Genomic DNA, 20,374 nt, shown 5'->3' with positions numbered 1-20,374 from the left:
ACACATGCCACAGGCCGAACAACCTGCTACCCTCAATACCTCGCTGCAATGCGAGAGCTGTGGCGCCACATTACATTTTGCACCTGGCACCCACCAGCTGAAATGTACCTATTGCGGCGCCACCAACGATATTCCGTACGACACAGGCGCTTTGACTATAGTATCGTACGATTATGAAGCGTTTATTGAAAGCGTACGCAACAACAACAATGCGCACGTAGAACGAGTGGTCAGCTGTAAAAACTGCGGCGCCGCTACCACTTTGCCACCAGAGGTAAACTCTGAGAATTGTACCTTCTGCGCAAGTCCCCTGGTGCTCAATGAAGCAGCTAACCAGCAAATTGTTAGCCCACACTACGTGCTCCCCTTCCAGGTAACACAAACCGATGCTGTCAAGGCTTTTCGAACTTGGTTAACCAAACTATGGTTTGCCCCGAACGATCTGGCCAAAATGGCCACCAATGAGAGTAGTAAGTTTAAAGGAATGTACCTGCCACACTGGAGCTACGATGCGGACACAACTACCGACTACGATGGCGAGCGGGGCGATTATTACTATACCACAGAAACGTATACCGAAACTGTGAACGGAAAAACGGAAACACGCACCCGCCAGGTACGACACACCCGTTGGCATTATGTAAGCGGCACAGTATATAACCAGTTTACTGATATTATTGTAGCAGCAAGCCAGTCACTACCGCCCAAAGTATCTAACAGGCTGGAGCCCTGGCACATGAACCAGCTCGTTCGTTACAACGAACAATATGTGAGTGGTTTTCGCTCTGAGCTATACCAGGTTACCGCCGAAAATGGTTTAACAGAAGCCAAAAGAAGAATGGATGGTGTTATCAGAAACACCATAGAACATGATATTGGCGGTGATGAGCAACGCATAGGCAGTTACCAGGCATTGTACGAAAATCTGGCACTCAAATACCTGTTATTACCGGTATGGATCAGCGCTTATAAATACAACAATAAACTGTATCATTTTACTGTAAATGCCAGCACAGGCGAAGTAGTGGGCGAGCGCCCTTACAGTGCTGCCAAAATAGCGCTGGCAGTGTTAGCTGCTATAGGCATTATCATTTTCATAGCATATTGCTTCAGCAATAGTAGTAATTAAGCTTTGGCTTTAAATGTCCAGGTAATAGTAAATACAGCAACCTCCTCTCCTTTATCGTTTAACCCTACCGAGGTTACTATACAGGTTTGTGGTTGCTGTGTTGTTACCGCTTTATTCACCATCTCTGCAAGTAATTCACCATCCAGGCAGGTAAACACTGTATTTCCCGTCGCTTTTTTATGAAAGGCCGCTTTCATTTCCAGCACCAGCATAGAAACAGGTTGCTCCACTCCTTTTACCTGCAACATAGCCAGCATACCAGTGCTTAACTCTGCAGCCATGGCCAGGCAGGCAAAATAAGTGCTGCGAAAAGGGTTTTGCGAAAACCACTTATAAGGCACTTTTACACTACAGGTGTTATCATGCAACGAAATAACGCTTACCCCTGAAAAAAAGGCTGCAGGCAGCTTACTTAACAGGTATAGTGAAAATTTGAACCGGTTGGTGGCTAATTGTGCAAATTTCTTCTTAGCAGTTACAGCATTCGTCATGGCATTAACATTTTCAATTGGTGGCAAACACATTAAATATACATACAATTCCACTTACTAAGTACCTTTGTACTACCCTTGATTATGTTAAGAGATTAATTGAAGTTTTATGGAGGCAGGAATCAGTGCAGAAGAAAATCCAATCCAGTTACGTTTTACATTAGCATCCTTTGCAGCCCTCACTTTTATCGGCTATTTCACTATCGGTCTGGCGCTAGCGGTGTTACCCGTGTTCATTCACCAGCAATTAGGCTTTAATGCCATGATAGCGGGCGCAGTAATAAGCATACAATATGTAACCACCTTTCTCATGCGCGGATATGCCGGTAACCTGGTAGATAAAAAAGGGCCTAAACCTGCTGTAATGCTGGGCATGGCAGGCTTTACCGTAAGCGGCCTTGTGTTAATAGCAGCCATTATGGTAAAACACATTCCCACGTTAAGTTTGTCTTTACTGGTAATTACCCGGTTAGTAACAGGTTTTGGCGAAGGCCTTATTGGCGCCAGCCCTATTAACTGGGCCATTTTAACGGTAGGTGATAAACACACCAGCCGGGCTATTTCTTTTAATGGTATAGCCAGCTACGGTGCCCTGGCTATCGGTGCTTCACTGGGTGTTGCTATCAGCAACAGCCTTGGCATGACCAACATAGGTATCTTCATTTTTGTAACCGGCCTGGGGGGCTACTTTTACAGCAAAAGTAAAAAGCCATTACAGGGCAACACCGATGCTCCACGCGAAGCATTTTTGCAGGTGCTGAAAAAAGTGTCGGTCTATGGCATTTGCCTGGCGTTGGGTGGTGTGGGCTTTGGTACTATTTCTACTTTTATCACACTCTATTACGCTTATCTTAATTGGACCAATGCTGTGCTTTGCCTTTCTGTATTCAGCACGTTGTTTATCCTGGCCCGTGTGGTGTTTGGAAGTACCATAGACAAATACGGCGGTATGCGCATAGCCCTTGCCTGCCTTTCGCTGGAAACCGTGGGGCTATTACTGATATGGCTTGCCAGTACCCCTTTTGCCGCATTGGCGGGTGCAGGCATTACCGGTTTGGGCTTTTCGCTGGTGTTTCCAGCCCTGGGCGTAGAAGCAGTAAAAAGAGTTCCGCCTGCTAACAAAGGCGCAGCATTGGGCGGCTATGGTTTGTTTATTGATATATCGCTGGGTATTACCGGCCCTATGATTGGCGCTGTGGCCAGCCACTGGGGTATGCAATACATTTTTCCCTTTAGTATGGGAGTAGTATTTACAGGATTGCTGCTGGCTATATTCGTATATAACCAGCGGCACCGCAGTATAGTATAATCAACCCAATATGCTAAAAGGTCTGCTTCTTTTCTAATTCGGGCAAAGCCTCATCTATCCGTTTAGCCAGTTCCGGCAACTTAATAGTAGGTACCGCCGGAAACAAGTGATGTTCCAGGTGATAGAACATACTAAAAATAAACATCTTCCATAAAACAGGAATGAATGTTCCAAAATAAACTTGGAACATTCATTCCACTACACTTACCTTTACGGAACAAACATTCCAAATAACAATACAACAAAACAAAATGAACACACTTAACAACAAAGTTGCCGTAGTTACAGGAGGTACCAGCGGTATTGGTTTAGCCACTGCAAAAGAGTTTTTAGTGCAAGGTGCACAGGTAGTAATTACCGGCCGTAGCAAACAGTCAGTAGAAGCAATAGCTGCAGAAATTGGTGCCACCGGCATCGCCACCGATCAAAGTAACCCGGGCGATATAGACAATCTGGCAACCCAACTACAAAAAAGCTTTGGTAAAGTAGATATCCTGTTCTTGAATGCAGGCGTGGCCGAATTCAGTTCTGTTGCCACTGCCACAGAAGAGCATTTTGACAAAGTGGTAAATGCCAATGTAAAAGGCGTATACTTTACCGTACAAAAATTGTTGCCACTGCTTAGCGATGGCGGTTCTGTCATCTTCAACACTTCTGTAAATGCTTCTATAGGTATGCCCGATTCCAGTGTATACTCTTTAAGCAAAGGCGCTATTTTATCATTTAACAGGGTGCTGGCAACAGAATTGGCTCCACGCAAAATACGTGTGAACGCTGTATCACCCGGTCCCGTTGCTACTCCTTTATACAACAAGCTGGGTTTAACGCAGGAACAAGTGAGCGGCTTTAGTGAAGCACTTGGTCAGAAATTATTATTACAACGTTTTGGACAGGCCGAAGAAATAGCCAAAACTGTACGATTCCTGGCTTCTGATGACGCTGCTTTTATCACCGGTACAGAGTTGATAGCAGATGGTGGCTTAACTGTATTACATTGATTTTTTTTGCCACAATACGGAACATTCATTCCAAATTAAATATCTTTGTGGCAGCAACTGAAATAAAAGGTTATGGCAAGATCAAAGGCGTTTGACGAAAATGAAGTGCTGGATAAAGCAGTAAACCTCTTCTGGTCCAAAGGATACAACGGAACTTCTGCCCAGGACCTGGTAGATAGCCTGGGTTTAAGCCGGTCCAGCTTATACGATACGTTCAGCGATAAAAGAACACTGTTTATAAAAGCCTTACAGCACTATCGCACTAAAATGGGCGGCGCCGCATTGCAAATGATTAAACAATCGGATAATCCGGCGCAAACCATTAAGGAGCTTTTTAAAATGGTGATCAACGATAGTTGTAATCCCGAAATTCCTAAAGGCTGTTTTATCATCAATAGCATGGTAGAACTAGCCCCTTCCGACCCGGAAGTAGCGGCCATTGTAAATGGCAATGCACAGGACATGGAAGACGCATTTTACCAGGCTGTAAAAAAAGGACAGGAATCGGGACAGTTTTCTACCAAAAGTAATCCCAGAGCAGTGGCACGCCTGCTGTTCAATACCCTGTCGGGTATGCGCGTAGCTGCCAGATCGGGCATGGACAAAAAAAGCCTGGATGATATTGTGAAAAGCCAACTGACATTGTTAAGTTAATACAAAAGGCTCCGGTGTTACCGGAGCCTTTGTTGCTTCTCTCCTTTCGCCGGAATTACCCGGATCAAGTTATAAGGGTATACTCTCAGGCACTCTCACAAACCACCCCTTCTACGAAAAGCTTTATACCTGAATACTAAAAAGAATCGTGCCGCATATTTTCTATCCTATCCATGGTGTTATAGCTGTAGAAATATGCCGCCAACCCATCCATTTTGTAGAGCAGAAACTACTGTTAACACACTGGCATAAAAACAATGCAACAACCGATTGCATTATCCGGTTTCCTGAGTATATTTATACCTGTTCGTTGCTTGTATATGAAATAGTCTGCCAGTCTTTGGGCCTTTTCTCTCTTACCTAACCTGTCATATAACATATATCGCTTTGTAAATAAAGCTGATAGATGTTTCCTGCTATAAGCAACACCATTCATCATTAATAATTTTTTGCTATTATGAAAAAACGATTACACGGCATTGGTGTATTAGCTATGCTATTTTCTCTTTTCAACAGTACACAATTACAGGCACAACTGGCTTTTCCCGGCGCATTGGGCTTTGGCGCCAACGCTACAGGCGGCCGTGCAGGCAGTGTTTACCATGTTACCACACTGGCCGATGCAGGCACCGGCTCTTTCCGAGATGCAGTTAGCCAGTCTAACCGTATTGTAGTGTTTGATGTAAGTGGATATGTAACATTGGCTTCGGCTGTTTCTGTAAAAAGCAATATCACCATTGCCGGACAAACGGCTCCCGGCGGTGGCATTGGCTTTAAAGGAGGTAAAATATCTTTTGGCAGCTCCACCAATATCATCTGCCGGTATGTACGCTTTCGCCCTGGCAGTGAAACTGCTGCCAACACAGATGTGGCACTTAGCCTGTATCGCTCTACCAATGTAATACTGGACCATTGTTCGTTTGAGTTTGCTCCCTGGAATAATATTGATGGGGTAAGTGACGACTGGCAAAATTACCCCGTTACCAACATCACTCTCCAGCACTGTCTTATTGCCAATCCTACTTACCAGCAGTTTGGTGCGCATACAGAAGGCGTGAACGGTACCTGGGCATGGTTTTATAACATCTTTGCCAACTCGCACAACCGCAACCCGCTGGCTAAAATCAATACCATATTCGTAAACAATGTATTGTATAACTGTTCTGCCGGTTACACCACGCACACCAGCACCAAGTTTAAGCACGACATAGTAAACAACTATTTCATTCATGGCCCTGCCAGCACCGGCACCGATAACACCTGGTACCAGGTAGATAAGAACCAGAGTATTTATTACAGCGGCAACCTGAAAGACAGTGATTTAAATGGCGCTTTGAACGGGGCCGCCACCACGCCTTACTGGTATCAGGGCCCCGGTACCATACTCACCTCTCCCTGGTCGCCACTGACCACTTCGGTTACCCCGTTTAATACGCAAACCGCTTTTCGCCTTACCACTTCCTGGTCCGGCGCTTTTCCGCGTGATGAAGTAGATAACCTGGTAGTAAGCCAGATAAACACGCTGGGTAGCGGTACTACAGGCACAGGTGCTGGCACCCGCGGGCCCGATGGAGCATTATACACCAGCCAGACACAAACAGGATTGGGCAATAATGGCTATGGCACCATTGCCACCGGCACTACTTTAACTGACACCGATGGAGATGGCATACCCGACTTCTGGGAAACCGCTACCGGCTCTAACATCAACAGTAATGATGCCATGACTGTAGGGGCAGACGGTTATACCCTGATTGAAAAATATATCAACTGGCTGGCCGACCCACATATGAATACGGTGACCAACACGTATGCCGACCTGGATTTATACAAGTACACCAGTGGCTTTACTTCTGTTAGCCCCACCTACGCTATCAGCAATGTTGCCAATGGCACAGCTACCCTTCAATCTAACGGACATACAGTTCGCTTTACACCTACCAGCAGTTTTAACGGGCTGGGCAGTTTTAAATACACTGTAACCGGTTCGGATGGCAGCACGTACAGCGATACGGTGAATGTGGTAGTATCTACTTTACCTGCCAGCCTGGTACTGGCCAGTCCCTCACCTGCCGAAGCAGCTACTGAAGCCAACACTGCACAACATATAGAAGTATATCCTAACCCGGGCACCACCCTGCTACAGGTGAGGTTGCGCACTATTGCCACCAGCACCGTTAACATCACCCTATCTACTACCGGGGGCAACACGATATATCAGAAAACATTTGTAGCCGGTGAAAAAAACTACCGGGTAGAACTACCTGCCAAACCTGCTCCTGGTTTGTATATACTACAGGCTTCCGGCAAAGGATGGAAAGAAAGTAGTAAAGTAATTATTGAATAAACAACAATGTAGAAAAGGCCCCTCACATTGTACCCGCAAGGCAGCACCCACACCATGGGCGCTGCCTTGCTTTTTATGCTATCAGATGGCAATGCCTACCATACCTGAAACAAAACTGGTTACCAGCTGCATATTCACTGTTCACCACAACGGCCAGCGATTCCAAACAACAATACATTCATGACTTTATCTGTTATCAGGCTCATTCAATTCATGAGAAGTAGTAACGTAGTCGTTATACTCATTTACATTTAACAGCTCTTTTTTATCTGGCGTGGGCAGCAAAGCTATATTGGCATTGATAAGCGCCTCCCGCGGGCTGGTATAGCCCTGTGCCAGCAACTGCAACAGCCAGGAATAACTGGCAGGCTCCCAGATAGTGGTCAACGGCTCAGGCCAGTTACCACCTTCCGGATCCCAGAAAGCAGTGGCCATGCGAAACGCATCCCGCTCCGCAACAAGTATTCCCAGGGTGATGGCCGATAAATAAGGCAGATCGCAAGCCACCACTAACCACGCAGCATCCGGGGTATGCCGGAAAGCGGATAAAATGCCCCCCAAAGGCCCCATATCCATAAAGCTATCTGTAATAACAGGCAATCCCTGTTCTGCCACCGCCGTTGCCTGCGCTGCATTGCACGATACAAACACCTCGTTGCACAATGGCTTCAACAATTCGTATACATACTGCCTTTGCGTTTTATGAGCATGATACCGTATCTCCCCCTTATCCATCCCCATACGCGTGCTTTGTCCACCCGACAACACCAACCCATTTAACACCGGTTTACGTTGCTGCATCCAGTTCTCTACAAAATGTACCAGGCCTTCTTTATCTTCTACCGATAACACAGGCACTGTTAACAGCTCCGGCAGCTGACTGCTTATATCTTCCGGCACCCCTGTGGCATTACCCGCCAATAACACCAGCACTACATGAGTAAGCTTACTTAACTTCTTATGTAGCGGCTTAGCATCGTCTATCACTATTATTTGGCGGGAAGCAATAAAATGGTTGCCATTTACCAGCACCAGGTCTGTATCGTTAAAACAGTGCCGCTGTTGTATGGCATTAAAAGGGCGGGCATATTCCACGCGTGTGTAAGCTATTTTATCGGAGAACAACACTTCTGCCCTGTGCGGCATTCCGTCATTGCCCGCTTCGGCTGAGTGATCGGCATCGGCATAACCAATACGATAAGCAGGCAATGCCCCCATTATCCACTGGGCCAACTTGTTGATATTGCTGCAATTTGTACCCAATATAGCCAGTTCGTTTCGTGCAAAGGTTGCCATAAAAACACATTTATTGCCTGCCGTTAATTCTATTCAAGGTACGCAAAAGGCGGTAATTTTCCGAGCGGGCTATATTGGCATAATTCCTGTCGCAATGCAGATAAAACTAGTACCTATGGATATTATCATTCAATCACTTGGCTTTAACGCTGGTGAAACATTGGAAAGCTTTATCAGGGAAAAATTACACACTCTTAAAAGCGATCAGATTATACGGGCCGATGTTACTCTGTTCAAAGGACCAGACTCCACTCCCGAAAATAACTATTGCGAAATAAGGCTGGAAGTGCCCGGTTACGATCCCTTTGTAAAAAAGACAGGTATTTACTTTGAAAACGCGGTAAGTGAATGCATTGACGTTTTAAAGCTACAGCTAAACAAAACCAAAGACAAACAAACCCAACGCCAGCATGCCGATGCCATAAAGGTACAGGACGCCATTATGGAAGCCGAAAATGATGCAGACGATTCGGATGTAGAGCTGGAGGATGTGGTGAAATAATTATTGAGTGCCGGTAATGCGATACACGGCCGATTCCTGGTGGCGGGAGGCTACTGTAATGGTAGTTTGCCCTGCACAGCTGTTAAACAAGTCCTGCACCAGCTCGGGCTTGTTGTTTTCCTGCGAAAGGTGGGCCAGCAATAAATGGCTCATATAAGCAGGACGGTGTGTGGTAAACAGTTCTAATGCCTGTTTATTACTCAGATGGCCCCTGCCACCACTAATACGCTTTTTTAAAAAGTAAGGATACCGGCTTTCGGCCAGCATGGTTTCATCGTAGTTGGCCTCCAGGAAAGCTGCATGGCATTGCTGAAAATGCTTTACCAGGTTGGGACAGGAAATGCCAATATCGGTAAAAACCCCAATGCGGGTATCGTTACACGAAATAGTAAAACTGTGTGGATCGGCAGCATCATGCTGCTTGGAAAAAGGCATCACCTCCAGGTCGCCTATCAATACGCTTTCATCAGCAGTGAAAGATAACACCGTACGCACCTGGTCTTTTAAGCCGCCATGATGTAAAGTGCCGTCTGTAATGTAAACCGGCAGATTATATTTACGGGAAAGTACAGGCAGGCCGCGGATATGATCGGAATGTTCGTGCGAAATAAAAACAGCCTTTACCTTGTTGAGAGATAACCCCAGGCGTAACATACGTCTTTCAGTCTCCCTGCACGAAATACCTGCGTCTATTAAAACAGCCTCCTGCTCATTACCAACGTAGTAGCAATTTCCATTACTTCCCGAATTCAATGAGGCAATAAATAATGACATCTTACCTGCAAAGTAAAGGATTTAGCCGCCATTATCCATATTTTCCGAAATCTCCGCTTTCCGTTGCTCCTTATGGGCTTTAGCCAGCATAGACCGGGCTATTTTGTATTGCTTCTCATATATACTTACAGATTCACGGGCAGCCGCTAGCTGAAGCATGAAACGATCGTGCGACTCTTCCAGCTCCCTGCGCATTTTTTCTGCCGGTTCCGTTTCCATCCTTTTTAAAAGCTCCTGCATTTTTTCATGAGCCGATCTACTGATAGATGTCATAGGTTCTTCCTATTAAATACTCAATTACAATATATAGATATAAAAAACCTGCTTCTTATAACATAAAAGCAGGTTAATAAATTATGAACAATGCTTTGTGAAGCAGCGATTTATCATTATCCCTACACAGATAGCAATATTGCGTAGGATATTTTAATTCAATTTTATGCTTTTATTATTTTTTTATTAATAATCAGATTTTATCTTTATGCTTTAATTTTTGAAACTTATATACGGCGGCTGTTTTTCAACAGCCGCCTTTTTTATGATTATTATTTACCCCATCCAAACTGCACACCTAAGCGCACCGTGTTTACATAAGGGTTTCTGTTTACTTTATCACCGGTTGGTACCAGGTAACTAAAATTGATAGAAGCAATATCAAACTGCAAGCCCAGGCCTGCCGTAATAAATTGCCAGCTACCACCCGTATACGATTGACTGCGATAGCCCAAACGCAGGTACAGCTTTTCCATATAGTTATATTCTGTACCTAACCCAAACTGCCAGGCCTTATTGCCTAAACCACTAAACCAACTGCTTACCACCCCTTTATTATAATAGTCTGCCACTTCTTTATCACTGTCTGGCATCTCAGGCACCAACAATTTGTTTACATCCCCTCCCAGTAAAATACCATTCTTATCATCCAGCGCTTCACGATAAGCAAAACCCAGGTTCAGGCTTGCCGGTAAAAAGCCTTTGTTGCCGGCATTGTTGCTATAGCCAATTTTCCCCCCCAGGTTAGCCAGCGTTAAACCCGCAGTCCAACCCTTGGCATTTTCTTTTAACCCGTTATAAAACAACGATACATCGGCCGCTACTGTGTTACCTCTTTTATAATCGGTACCGTTTACCGTACCGGCAACCAGACCCGAGCTGATATAGCGTAATGCCACACCCGCACTAAACAAAGGGCTAAGCTTGCGGGCATATCCCAGGTCCAGAGTGAATTCGTTAGGATGATTGGTTTGCAGCTTGTTGCCATTGTAATCAATCAGATCTACATTACCCATATTAAAATAACGAAGCGAAGCACCAATAGCCTGCTCATCGCTTAACTGGTGATAACCCGATACAGCAGACAACGACATATCATCTGCTACATCTTTCATCCAGGGTGTGTAGTTGGCACTGGCTCCCGACTTCTTTTTGGCAAACACAATTTTAGCCAGGTTATAATATACACTGCTCGCATCCGCATCTGTGGCAATAGCCACATCGCCCATGCCACCTGCCTTGGCATCCGGAGAAATTTGCAGCGAAGGCACGGCTGCATTGGTTACAGATAAAGTGGTATTCTGCGCTTTAACCGCACCGGTTGCTGCTAACAACAAAGCAGCACCGGCATATTTTATAAATAAAGGTTTCATGTTCATTTCAATTTTTTACACCCAAAAAAAATCTTAACGGATCACCGCTTTATATTTTAATAACAGATCATTACCTACTACACGTAAAGGATACACGCCAGCAGCCAGCCTGCTTACATCAACGTGATACACATTAAACCCTGCGCTTAACTGCACAGTAAGGTCTACCACTTTTTTACCTGATGCATCGTACAGTTGTATGGCTGCTCTGGTAGCGCTTTTAGACAGTACACTAATCTTTAATTGACCGGGAGCATCGCAATAGCCCACTACTTCATCGTTGGTTTTACCAGAAGCTGGATAAATAGTAAACTTGCCATTTATATACAGGAAATCGTAATTATCAGCAATACCACCCGAAACAACTACCGGATACACACCTGCCGGAGAAGAGGTAGTAGCAGAAGTAACTGCCACAGGCAAAGTTGTCAGTGAAGAAGCATTATCGCTGTATACGAAACCAGAGAACGTAAGGATAAAATCAGGATTTACAACACCCTGTGTTTTGGAGGTATCTATAGTGCTTACAGTTAACAGCGCTTTATTTACAGTTACTGTTTGTGTTACAGGGCTGGCAGCTGCATAAGTGCTATTGCCTGCCTGACTGGCAGTGATAGTAGCAGCCCCTGCCCCCACTATATGAATTTTAGTACCGGAGATTACCACAACATTGGTATTGCTGCTGGTGTAAGTAACCGCAAGGCCTGAGCTGGCAGTAGCACCCGCTTCCACATCGGCACTACCATACACCTTCATGCTCAGTGCAGGAAAGGAAATCACATTCTCTTTAAATACCGCTTCTACCGTTAAAGTGCCTGGCACTAACGTTAAGGTATAATTAGCAGCAATGCCACCATTTACAGAAATAGGATATATGCCCGCAGGTGATGTGGTTGTAACAGAAGTACTCACCTGCACCGGAGTTTGCAAAGCAGTAGCATACGTATCGCCATTCACCAAACCAATATAGGTAACCGTTAAAGCCGGGTTGGCATCCCCTTGCTTTTTGGTAATATTATCAGCTACAATAGAAAGCGCTTTCTTCTGCACGGTTAACACCTGACTGGTGCTAGCCTGCGAATAACTGCTGGTAGCAGGAAAAGTAGCCGTAATAGTAGCCGTACCAGCACCGGTAACAGTAACCTGGTTGTTTACAATTTGTGCAACAGAAGGATTGTCTGTAGTATAAATAACAGTAGCGCCCGAACTGGCTGTAGCCGTTACATCAAAAGGCACATCCCCGTATATTTTAGTAGAAAATGGCAGAAAACTGGTAGTAGGCACCGGCTTATCTACCACAGTAAGTGTTTTAGTAGCCGTGGCTTCTGTATAAGTCGCATCGCTTTCCTGCGAAGCAGTGATTACCGTAGTGCCCAGCCCTACAATATGTATCAGGCCATTGGCGTCAATGGTAGCCGCAGCTGCATTGCTGCTGGTATAAGTAATGGCTACAGGAGAATTACTGGTAACACCCGCATTAAAATCTGCCGCACTTACAATTACCGTTGCAGGAAAAGCATCCGGAAACACCAGCGTTGGCACTGTTTTAGGCACAGTTACCAGCAAAGACACCTCAGCAGAATCTGCCGCATAGGTCGCATCTTCTGCCTGTACCGCCTTAATTGTTACCGAACCTGCACCCACAATATGTATTAAACCGGCAGCATCAATGGTAGCCACCGTTTCGTTACTGCTGCTGTAAGCAATAGTAACAAGAGACTTACTGGTAACACCCGCACTAAAATCTGTCGCAGTAGTATACACCTCAGCAGGGAAGGTTGCAGGGAATGCCAGTTCGGCTTTGGTTTTAACAGGCGCATCCAGTGTAACCTGGTCGCCATCCAGCACTATCACATCAGTGATACCACCCGTTGCATTTACAGTAGAAACAGTAGTGGTAGCAGAAGCTGGCCAGCTACCGGTAGCAGAAGTATTAAAGCCTGCCTGTGAGCCATCAAAATTATAACGGATAATTTTTCTGATGCCGTTGGCCAGGTTGTTAGGAATTAGAGTGCCCCACGCTTTATCTTTTGCATCAACATCTGTTTTATAAAAAGAAGCAAATGCACTGGCTAATGTTTGTGTGGAGATATCAAGGCCATCACTTTCTATTACAGCACTACTGATAGGACGCACATTGACTGTAGCCGTGTCCGTATCATATAACATTACAAAGTTCTTAGCAACACCTGCCTTGGCTACACTTCTGATGGCAGTACCATTGTTGGCAGCAGAGCTTCCCCAGTTAATCACTTTAACTGTATTAGAGCTATACAATCGTTTGGTGATAGACTGCCCCCCACCAGCTGCCCCCAGGTTCACCTGCATTAACACCTCATTGCCGGCGGTAAACTTAACACCATAAGGTTCCAGTATAAACCATCCGGTATACTCCCCATTAGCGTCACTTACAAAAGTTCCGGTATTGCTTCCGGTTAATGCCGCTGTGGTTACATTACGGTTAAAATTGGCCGTTTCCTTTGCTACCTGCGAATAGCCGGTGCCCGTTTTAGTCTGGTCATCCGCCACCAACACGGCCAGATTGTTATAGCGGTAGGTAGAACTAGCCGTAAGGCCGCTTATTTTAGCCCTGAAAGCAAAAGTAATAATACTTCCGCCCGTTGTGCCATTGCCATACATATACTGAGGCAAAATAACTTCAGTAAGCGTTTGCGATTTACCCGCAATAAAAAATAACCCTAAAAAACAAAACTGTAAAATCAACTTTTTCATCAGCTATTAGTTTATCAGCACACCTGATTATTAATATAAATAGTTAATACAACTGGGTAAATAAATAATTGTTATTGGCATCCTTTTCTATCGTATGAATATTCAATCCCATAGAAGTATGCACTCTCGCTATCGGGTAGGTTCGTTTAGAAGCTACCAGCACATTGGTAACCGCATTATACACTTCGTACTGAAGCACCCCTTTGGTTATTAATGAAATGTTTACCCAATTGGAGTATACATTCCTTCGAACGATACAGCTATCAACGGGTGATGTATTATTAGAGTAATAAAATTTCAGATGAATGCTATCTGGCATGGAAGCTGTACCATAAATAAACTGTAGCTTACCATATCCCACTTCAGGAAGTGCGGCCGTATCTGCCGGCAATACCAGATAGGGAGTAGTACCACTTGCCAGCTGGAAAAGTGAAAAATACAAAGAATCATTTTTTCCCAGGCGGGGGCTATAATTCACATCCGCCAATACATTTTTAGCAGGCAGATCCACTATTTTCACCTGTATGCTCTTAGCATCTGCACTTAATGTAAGCGTTTTACCAATAGGACTTCCGTTTGTTACATAAGGATCCTGCACCTCTCCGTTCAATAAAAACTGGCAATTAACAGGGTCAATTGTTTTGCTTTTTAAACTCACAAAAACCAACGACTCCCCCTCCATTTCTACACCTTTGCTGCAACCATGCAGCCACACAGTAATCACCACTAACATTATACAACTAAAAAACCTGTGATTCATATTCATGTTTTGAGCTTATAGAAAGGCACACTAATTACATAGTGTGCCTTGAAAAACAAAAGGATGATAAGAACATGTTGTTCTTACAATAGATTAGTAAATGAATGCGAAATTAGTCCAGCCGAAAGTCCAGTCCTGATCAGCATAAGGATCGAAAGCACCTTTATAAGGATTGCTGTCAGCATTAGAACCAATAACAGGAACAAAGCTAGCTGCATCGAAAGGAGAAATCAGTTCGATATTGGTGTTTGCATTTGAGGTGTTACCAACAAATGAAGTGTTACCAGTACCCACTGAATAACCTGTAGGCAGAATGTAATCAGCAGTAAAGCCTTGTACCAGGTTGTTTTTGAAGTTAACTGCATTTGCACCGGTGGTGTCAGACTCAAATCTGATACCTGTAGGGAAACCGATGAAAATAGAGTTAGTTACCTGTAACTTAGTTCTTCTGCGGAAATGAGCACCATTGAATAAAGCTTTAGCAGTAGCGATAGTGCTGTTTTCAACACCAACGATAGTCAGGTGATCATATTTAGGGAAAGAATATGGAGTAGCTGTAGAACCAGTACCATCGTTATCAGCTTCCAGACCGTTAGGGTTAGAAGAATAGCTAGGTTTGTTAGGATCTAATACAGATACTGCATAAGAGATAGAACCACTGAAACCGAAGTCGGTATCAAATGCGTCGTCATCAGAAGCAACTGCAACCAGGTGATCTGCGTTTACAGTACCGCCAAACCACTCAAATGAGTCATCTCTTCCATAATAAGCTTCAATGTAGCTTAAAGTAGTTCCGTTACCAACACCACCACAAGTAAGGCTGTTTAACTCGTTGTTGGCTGCGATAGAAGCACCGGCATACTCAATTCTTACATACTTCAGGATACCAGAATTGTCGTTTGCTACATTACCACCATATCTTACTGAATCCAGAGTAAGGTTACCTGGCAGGTGAATATTATTGTCAATGCCTTCAATTAAAGTATCAGGCTTGTTGATAGGTGCTTTACCTAACAGTACAACACCACCCCAGTCACCAGGAGCAGGAGCAGCTTCGTTAGATGTGAAGATGATTGGCGCATCAGCAGTACCCTGAGCATCAATTTTAGCACCTCTTGTAACAACCAAAGCAGAAGCATCAAGAGCACTGGCTTTACTAACACCTTTCAGCAGTGTACCTGGCTGAATGGTTAAAGTAGCACCACCGGCAACAAATACTTTACCATCAATCAGGTAAGTAGTGTCTTGTGATAATGTACGGTTTGCAGTAATAGCACCTGAAAGTGTAACAGGGCCCAAACCGCCATAAGGAGTAGCTTGTAATGACTTGTTGTCAGCGCTTTCCAAATTTTTCTTACATGAAACGGCACTTAAGGCAATGATACCTACTAAGCCCATAGTGATTTTGTTCATAGTGTCTAACGTGTTTAATTTTTGAAACTTATATATGTCTTATCATCCTTTTAAAACTTGTAGGTAATTACAAAGCTGTAGTTAGCTCCTTTTTTCACTTTGTAATTAATAAAATCGTATTCCGGGTTATAAGCAAGCCCCTTAGGATCGGCGTTCAGAGAATTAAGCCCACCAGATTCCACATTTCTTTGAGCATTACAATAAATAATATAAGACTGGTTTAAAATATCAGAAGCATTTAAACGTAATTCCAGCTTCTGCCTTATCAACTGAAAGCTCAACTGTAAATCAAGTACATCCCGGGGCACTTCATACTGCACCAACGCTTCATCCGTTCCGCCATATACAATCCTTCTTCCAAAACGATTATAAGAGATATTGAAGCCTACATTTTTGGAAACATAGTTCAGGCCCAGGTTAACTACATAAGGCGACAATCCCTGTACAGGTCTGTTACTCACCACTTTCACTTTTTTTATCTCGCCGGTAACTGAATCTTTTACATCAGAAGAAGCTTCTATCTTTCCGCTCAGATAGCTGTAATTGCCTGTTATATATAAATTTTTCCAGAAAGCATTGTCCCCGATAAAATATAGCCCCTTTCTAAAATCAAGTTCTATACCCTTTACTGTGGCAGCATCCAGGTTATTATAAGCTACTGCACTGGAAGGAACACCTATATAAAAAAAACGCTCTACCGGGTTCAAAAACTTTTTATAGAAAAAAGAAACAGAGGCCACTTCATTTCCTGTGGCGTAATATTCAAAACGCACATCATAGTTTTTCACCGAAGTGGTTTTCAACCCCTGGCTTCCATTTACATACAACTGCTCCGTAAAATCATAGTACACAAATGGTGAACGTTCTACAAAATCAGGTCTGGCCAACGTTTCACCATAAGAAGCCCGTATATTCATTTTGGGCGAAACGTTGTAAATAAGATTTACAGAAGGCAGCCATTTTTTCTCAGAAGGCAAAGCGCCACCACTGGCTGAATCTTTGGCAGAGACTAATTGATACAGGGTATTTACTGTTACATCATTTTTTTCATAGCGCATACCACCTGTTACACGCAACTGCTGCATTAACCTGAAATCTCCCATCAGGTAATAAGCATTTAAGTTTTGCTTACCGGTATAACCATCACCCGTACTGGAACCGGAAGTAACATAAGTGGATTTATAATATAAAAAACCATTAGCAAAACCTTCCTGCGTAGCTATCTTATTATACGCCAATCCCCTATACCGTTCAACTCCACCATCTACCGCATCTAATACGCGAAAAGCAGAGCCGTTATATACTGCATCCCTCGCAGAGTAAGCAAAACCTGCTTTTATTTGCTGAGCATTATGTGCAATGGTAAAAGGCACCGCAACATTCACTCCCGTATTCTTGCGCGTTTCCTTCAAAGCGGAGGCATACAATGCTCCCCATGGAATCGTTATCTCGCTGAAATTATATAGATAATAAGGTGTACCAAAACCATCTTTCGACAATACCCCACGTATATACCTGGTATCTGGCTGATCGCGGTGCAAAACATTTCTATCAGCAAACCAATCTATCCTTATTGCATTTTTCCCGATCACATGTTCTCCTTCTACCCTGTTCTGCACTATATCTGTAATAAGAATGTTAGAAACGGTATTACGAAGCTCTTGCCCACCATCATAATTGTGCCCCTCATCATAATCAAACTGGCTATTAAACTTCCGGTTGTATAAATTTTTAAAAGCTATTTTATGATGCTGGGTTTTAAAAGCTGTATTAAATAATGCCCCCACAGTAGTAGTAAAACGATAACGCTCTGTCTGGAAGGCATAGTTTGCCACATTAGCCTTTTCTCCTGTTTCAACAGACTGTTCGTTACGGTAGGTAGCTCCCCCTGTAAACCCCAGCGAATTACTGTTTTTAAACTTAAACAGCATGCCACCGCCAATCTGATAGTTTTGAACCGGGGTGTAAGGATATTGATAATAACCCCATCTGTTAGCAATTTTACTCCCCACCTCCGCCATATAACTTTTATCACCGGCAACCACTGCTTCTGCATACTTGTTTCTATCCAACACGGTACCAAACCAGTTGCGTTCACTTCCTTTTAAAGTAAGATAGTCTCCCCCATAGCGCTTATGATCTTTCATCTGGCGGCCAACGCTGGCTCCATTAAACCCCGATCCCACGGTAATGCTTAAAAAGTTTTTAGCCGGAACATCCTTCGTATTAATCTGCACAAAACCACCCGAAAACTCACTCGGCATATCCGGAGTAGCAGTTTTGTTAATCACAATATTGTCAATCATGGAACTGGGTACAATATCAAAGCTGAAGTTGCGTCGGTTAGGCTCTGTACTGGGTAACATAGCACCATTGATCAGTACGTTATTATAACGCTCACTTACGCCGCGTATAGTTACAAACTTATCATTCTGTACCACCACACCACTCACACGCTTCAACACCTGTCCCGCATTATTATCGGACGTAGCCCTTATCTGCTCGGCACTGATACCATCGCTGATGGCTACGTTATTTTTCTGTTTTACATACAGGGCCGCTACGGTTTCCCTGCGCATGCCCGCTGATACCATTACCCCGGATAAAGTACCGGTTTCAGGTACCAGTATCACATCCATACTGGCAATTTCTTCCTGTCCCACCACTATATCAGTGATCTTTTTGCCCTGGTATCCAACAAAAGAAACCTCAGCAGTGTAAGTACCTGGTGTAAGCAATATAGAATACTTACCTTCCACATCGCTGGTCTGATGTACCTTACCTATCACCACAGTGGCCCCTACAACAGGCAAACCAGATTTCTGATCTATAATCTGCCCGGTAATTCTGATTTCTTTCAGCGGCGCCTTTCCTTTCTGAACACCTATGTTTTTATTAGGCATTACCGAAAACTGCAACCCCGCCTTATCATGCAACTGCTTTAACACACTACCCAGCGTGCCTGTTTTCACATGCACCGAATCAATATGCACACTTTGCATAGCGGTATTATCAAAAGAAAATGTATAACTGGTTTGCTGCTGCAATGATTGCAACACAATAGCAGCATTCGCATTTTTAATACTGATAGAGACCTTGTCTTTTAATGATGACAAAGTTTCCTGAGCCCATCCTTTTTTTACACCCGTAAGCATACAAACCCCTAAGCACAACAACACAAATGCTCTTGCACTGGAAAACCCTCTTTGAAAAGCAGCCATACCTTAAGCTTTAGTTTCTGTTCTTTTTAATTAGAAAATGGTAAAAACATTTTTATGTTTCCTGAAATGAAGGTTATGAATAAACAACAGGTTCTGCAGTACCTGCTCGGCATTCCCGCTTTTAAACACAGCGGTAACGCGCATATTACTCATATCTATATGGTCTGGTGCCTCAATGGTTATATCATATTTTTTTCGCAATCGCGTTAAAGCATCTTTCAGTGGAATATCATTAAATACAATGTTTCCCTGCTTCCACACTGCTTCGTCTTTTATCACCAATGGCTTCACACGGTAGCTATTGTCTTTTTTCCGGTAACTCAGTAACTGTCCGGCACTCAGCGTTTTTAAACCGGCAGCTTCTAACGAATCCCCCGTTCGCTTCACCATCACTTTACCACTCACCAGCGCAATGCGAATAGCGCCTTCATTATCGTAAGCTTCAATGTTAAAGGAGGTACCTAACACCTGGGTGGATATTACACCATGCCGTACAATAAACGGGTGCTGTGCATCGGTAGCTACATCAAAAAATGCTTCCCCTTCCAGCTTTATTTCACGCAAATGCTTGCCATACAAATGCGGCTGATATTGTATGCTGCTATGCGCCATCAGCCATATTTGCGTACCATCCGGCATGGTGGCTTTCTGGTTTTCGTTGCCTTTGTTCAACAGCACCTTCCAGCCTTCATCCAGATGTGTGTTTGCTTTTACTTTCGCCAGGTTTTTAAAATCGGCCTTTTTAGAAAACAGGTGCCATGCAAATAATACGGGCAATAAAACAGCCGCCGCAGCTACCGTTTGCCACAATCTGCGCACCAGCACGCCATTGATAAATATATATCTGTATACTCCCTTATGCAGCTCTTTTTCAAGGGTAACAGGCAACACTTCTTCTTGTGCGTGTGCCGCTTCCTCTTCCAGCAACTCGTGCAAAGCAGCTAAATCTGATTGCTCGTTTGCCAGAAAATTTACCACCCTGCTATGCTCTTCTGCATCACATAAACCGGAAAAGTATTTTTGTAAAATATATTTATTTATCATGACACTACTATCACGTGGACAGTTAAAAAAAGGGAACCTGCTTTTTGCGAGTTAACA

17 protein-coding genes are annotated in these 20,374 nt (G+C 43.9%); 6 read left to right on the top strand and 11 right to left on the bottom strand.

Translation table 11 applies throughout. The annotated features are described in order from the left end of the window. The first annotated feature begins 4 nt into the window (after window positions 1-4). Window positions 5-1,129 (top strand): zinc finger domain-containing protein, encoded by a 1,125-nt coding sequence (locus tag FLA_RS08215; RefSeq protein WP_076381205.1) that lies wholly within the window; start codon window positions 5-7, stop codon window positions 1,127-1,129. Here FLA_RS08215 and FLA_RS08210 read toward each other — a convergent pair. After that, window positions 1,126-1,620: a DUF4442 domain-containing protein gene (locus FLA_RS08210; RefSeq protein ID WP_076381206.1), complete on the bottom strand. Its 495-nt coding sequence runs from the start codon at window positions 1,618-1,620 to the stop codon at window positions 1,126-1,128. The genes FLA_RS08215 and FLA_RS08210 overlap by 4 nt on opposite strands. Before the next feature lie 109 nt (window positions 1,621-1,729). Here FLA_RS08210 and FLA_RS08205 point away from each other — a divergent pair, with 109 nt between their 5' ends. Beyond that, window positions 1,730-2,929 (top strand): MFS transporter, encoded by a 1,200-nt coding sequence (locus FLA_RS08205; RefSeq protein ID WP_084206417.1) that lies wholly within the window; start codon window positions 1,730-1,732, stop codon window positions 2,927-2,929. A gap of 13 nt (window positions 2,930-2,942) precedes the next feature. Here FLA_RS08205 and FLA_RS08200 read toward each other — a convergent pair whose 3' ends face one another. After that, the gene (locus FLA_RS08200) at window positions 2,943-3,059 is read right to left on the bottom strand and encodes a fatty acid desaturase (protein ID WP_231940456.1); all 117 of its coding nucleotides are present in this window, start codon (window positions 3,057-3,059) and stop codon (window positions 2,943-2,945) included. 121 nt (window positions 3,060-3,180) lie between these two features. On the opposite strand from FLA_RS08200, the gene FLA_RS08195 reads away from it, so the two are divergent. The 3 genes from FLA_RS08195 (at window position 3,181) to FLA_RS08180 (ending at window position 6,928) form a co-directional block, all read left to right on the top strand. Continuing rightward, window positions 3,181-3,927 carry an SDR family oxidoreductase gene (locus tag FLA_RS08195; RefSeq protein WP_076381207.1) on the top strand — a complete coding sequence of 249 codons (747 nt, stop codon included), beginning with the start codon at window positions 3,181-3,183 and terminating at the stop codon, window positions 3,925-3,927. Window positions 3,928-3,999: 72 nt separating this feature from the next. After that, window positions 4,000-4,581 carry a TetR/AcrR family transcriptional regulator gene (locus FLA_RS08190; protein ID WP_076381208.1) on the top strand — a complete coding sequence of 194 codons (582 nt, stop codon included), beginning with the start codon at window positions 4,000-4,002 and terminating at the stop codon, window positions 4,579-4,581. A 457-nt stretch (window positions 4,582-5,038) separates the two neighbouring features. Continuing rightward, the gene (locus FLA_RS08180) at window positions 5,039-6,928 is read left to right on the top strand and encodes a T9SS type A sorting domain-containing protein (protein WP_076381210.1); all 1,890 of its coding nucleotides are present in this window, start codon (window positions 5,039-5,041) and stop codon (window positions 6,926-6,928) included. A gap of 186 nt (window positions 6,929-7,114) precedes the next feature. Here FLA_RS08180 and FLA_RS31650 read toward each other — a convergent pair whose 3' ends face one another. Then, window positions 7,115-8,224: an NTP transferase domain-containing protein gene (locus FLA_RS31650; RefSeq protein ID WP_197705874.1), complete on the bottom strand. Its 1,110-nt coding sequence runs from the start codon at window positions 8,222-8,224 to the stop codon at window positions 7,115-7,117. Between the two features lie 115 nt (window positions 8,225-8,339). Between FLA_RS31650 and FLA_RS08170 the strand changes: the two genes are divergently transcribed. Next, a complete protein-coding gene (locus tag FLA_RS08170; protein WP_159445156.1) occupies window positions 8,340-8,726 on the top strand; it encodes an HPF/RaiA family ribosome-associated protein in 387 nt (128 codons plus the stop codon). On the opposite strand, the gene FLA_RS08165 is transcribed toward FLA_RS08170, so the two are convergent. The 8 genes from FLA_RS08165 to FLA_RS08130 all read right to left on the bottom strand — a co-directional run bounded on the left by FLA_RS08165 (window position 8,727) and on the right by FLA_RS08130 (window position 20,317). Beyond that, window positions 8,727-9,500 carry an MBL fold metallo-hydrolase gene (locus tag FLA_RS08165; protein ID WP_076381212.1) on the bottom strand — a complete coding sequence of 258 codons (774 nt, stop codon included), beginning with the start codon at window positions 9,498-9,500 and terminating at the stop codon, window positions 8,727-8,729. It lies immediately after the preceding gene. A gap of 21 nt (window positions 9,501-9,521) precedes the next feature. Then, entirely contained in the window at window positions 9,522-9,773 is a 252-nt protein-coding gene (locus FLA_RS08160) for a hypothetical protein (protein ID WP_096510830.1), read from the bottom strand. 272 nt (window positions 9,774-10,045) lie between these two features. Beyond that, window positions 10,046-11,146 (bottom strand): type IX secretion system outer membrane channel protein PorV, encoded by a 1,101-nt coding sequence (gene porV / locus FLA_RS08155; protein ID WP_076381332.1) that lies wholly within the window; start codon window positions 11,144-11,146, stop codon window positions 10,046-10,048. Between the two features lie 33 nt (window positions 11,147-11,179). After that, the gene (locus FLA_RS08150; RefSeq protein ID WP_076381214.1) at window positions 11,180-13,879 is read right to left on the bottom strand and encodes an MBG domain-containing protein; all 2,700 of its coding nucleotides are present in this window, start codon (window positions 13,877-13,879) and stop codon (window positions 11,180-11,182) included. 43 nt (window positions 13,880-13,922) lie between these two features. Next, window positions 13,923-14,639, bottom strand: coding sequence for a hypothetical protein (locus FLA_RS08145; protein ID WP_144264115.1), 717 nt, complete (start codon window positions 14,637-14,639; stop codon window positions 13,923-13,925). 93 nt (window positions 14,640-14,732) lie between these two features. Next, window positions 14,733-16,052 carry a hypothetical protein gene (locus FLA_RS08140; RefSeq protein WP_084206419.1) on the bottom strand — a complete coding sequence of 440 codons (1,320 nt, stop codon included), beginning with the start codon at window positions 16,050-16,052 and terminating at the stop codon, window positions 14,733-14,735. A 50-nt stretch (window positions 16,053-16,102) separates the two neighbouring features. Continuing rightward, on the bottom strand, window positions 16,103-19,273 hold the full coding sequence (locus FLA_RS08135; RefSeq protein ID WP_076381216.1) for a TonB-dependent receptor domain-containing protein: 3,171 nt from the start codon (window positions 19,271-19,273) through the stop codon (window positions 16,103-16,105). A 30-nt stretch (window positions 19,274-19,303) separates the two neighbouring features. Then, on the bottom strand, window positions 19,304-20,317 hold the full coding sequence (locus FLA_RS08130; RefSeq protein WP_076381217.1) for a FecR family protein: 1,014 nt from the start codon (window positions 20,315-20,317) through the stop codon (window positions 19,304-19,306). Between the last annotated feature and the right edge of the window lie 57 nt (window positions 20,318-20,374).

The sequence above is a fragment of the Filimonas lacunae genome, assembly GCF_002355595.1.
GTDB lineage: Bacteria > Bacteroidota > Bacteroidia > Chitinophagales > Chitinophagaceae > Filimonas > Filimonas lacunae.
This window is presented reverse-complemented; position numbering and strand designations above follow the sequence as displayed.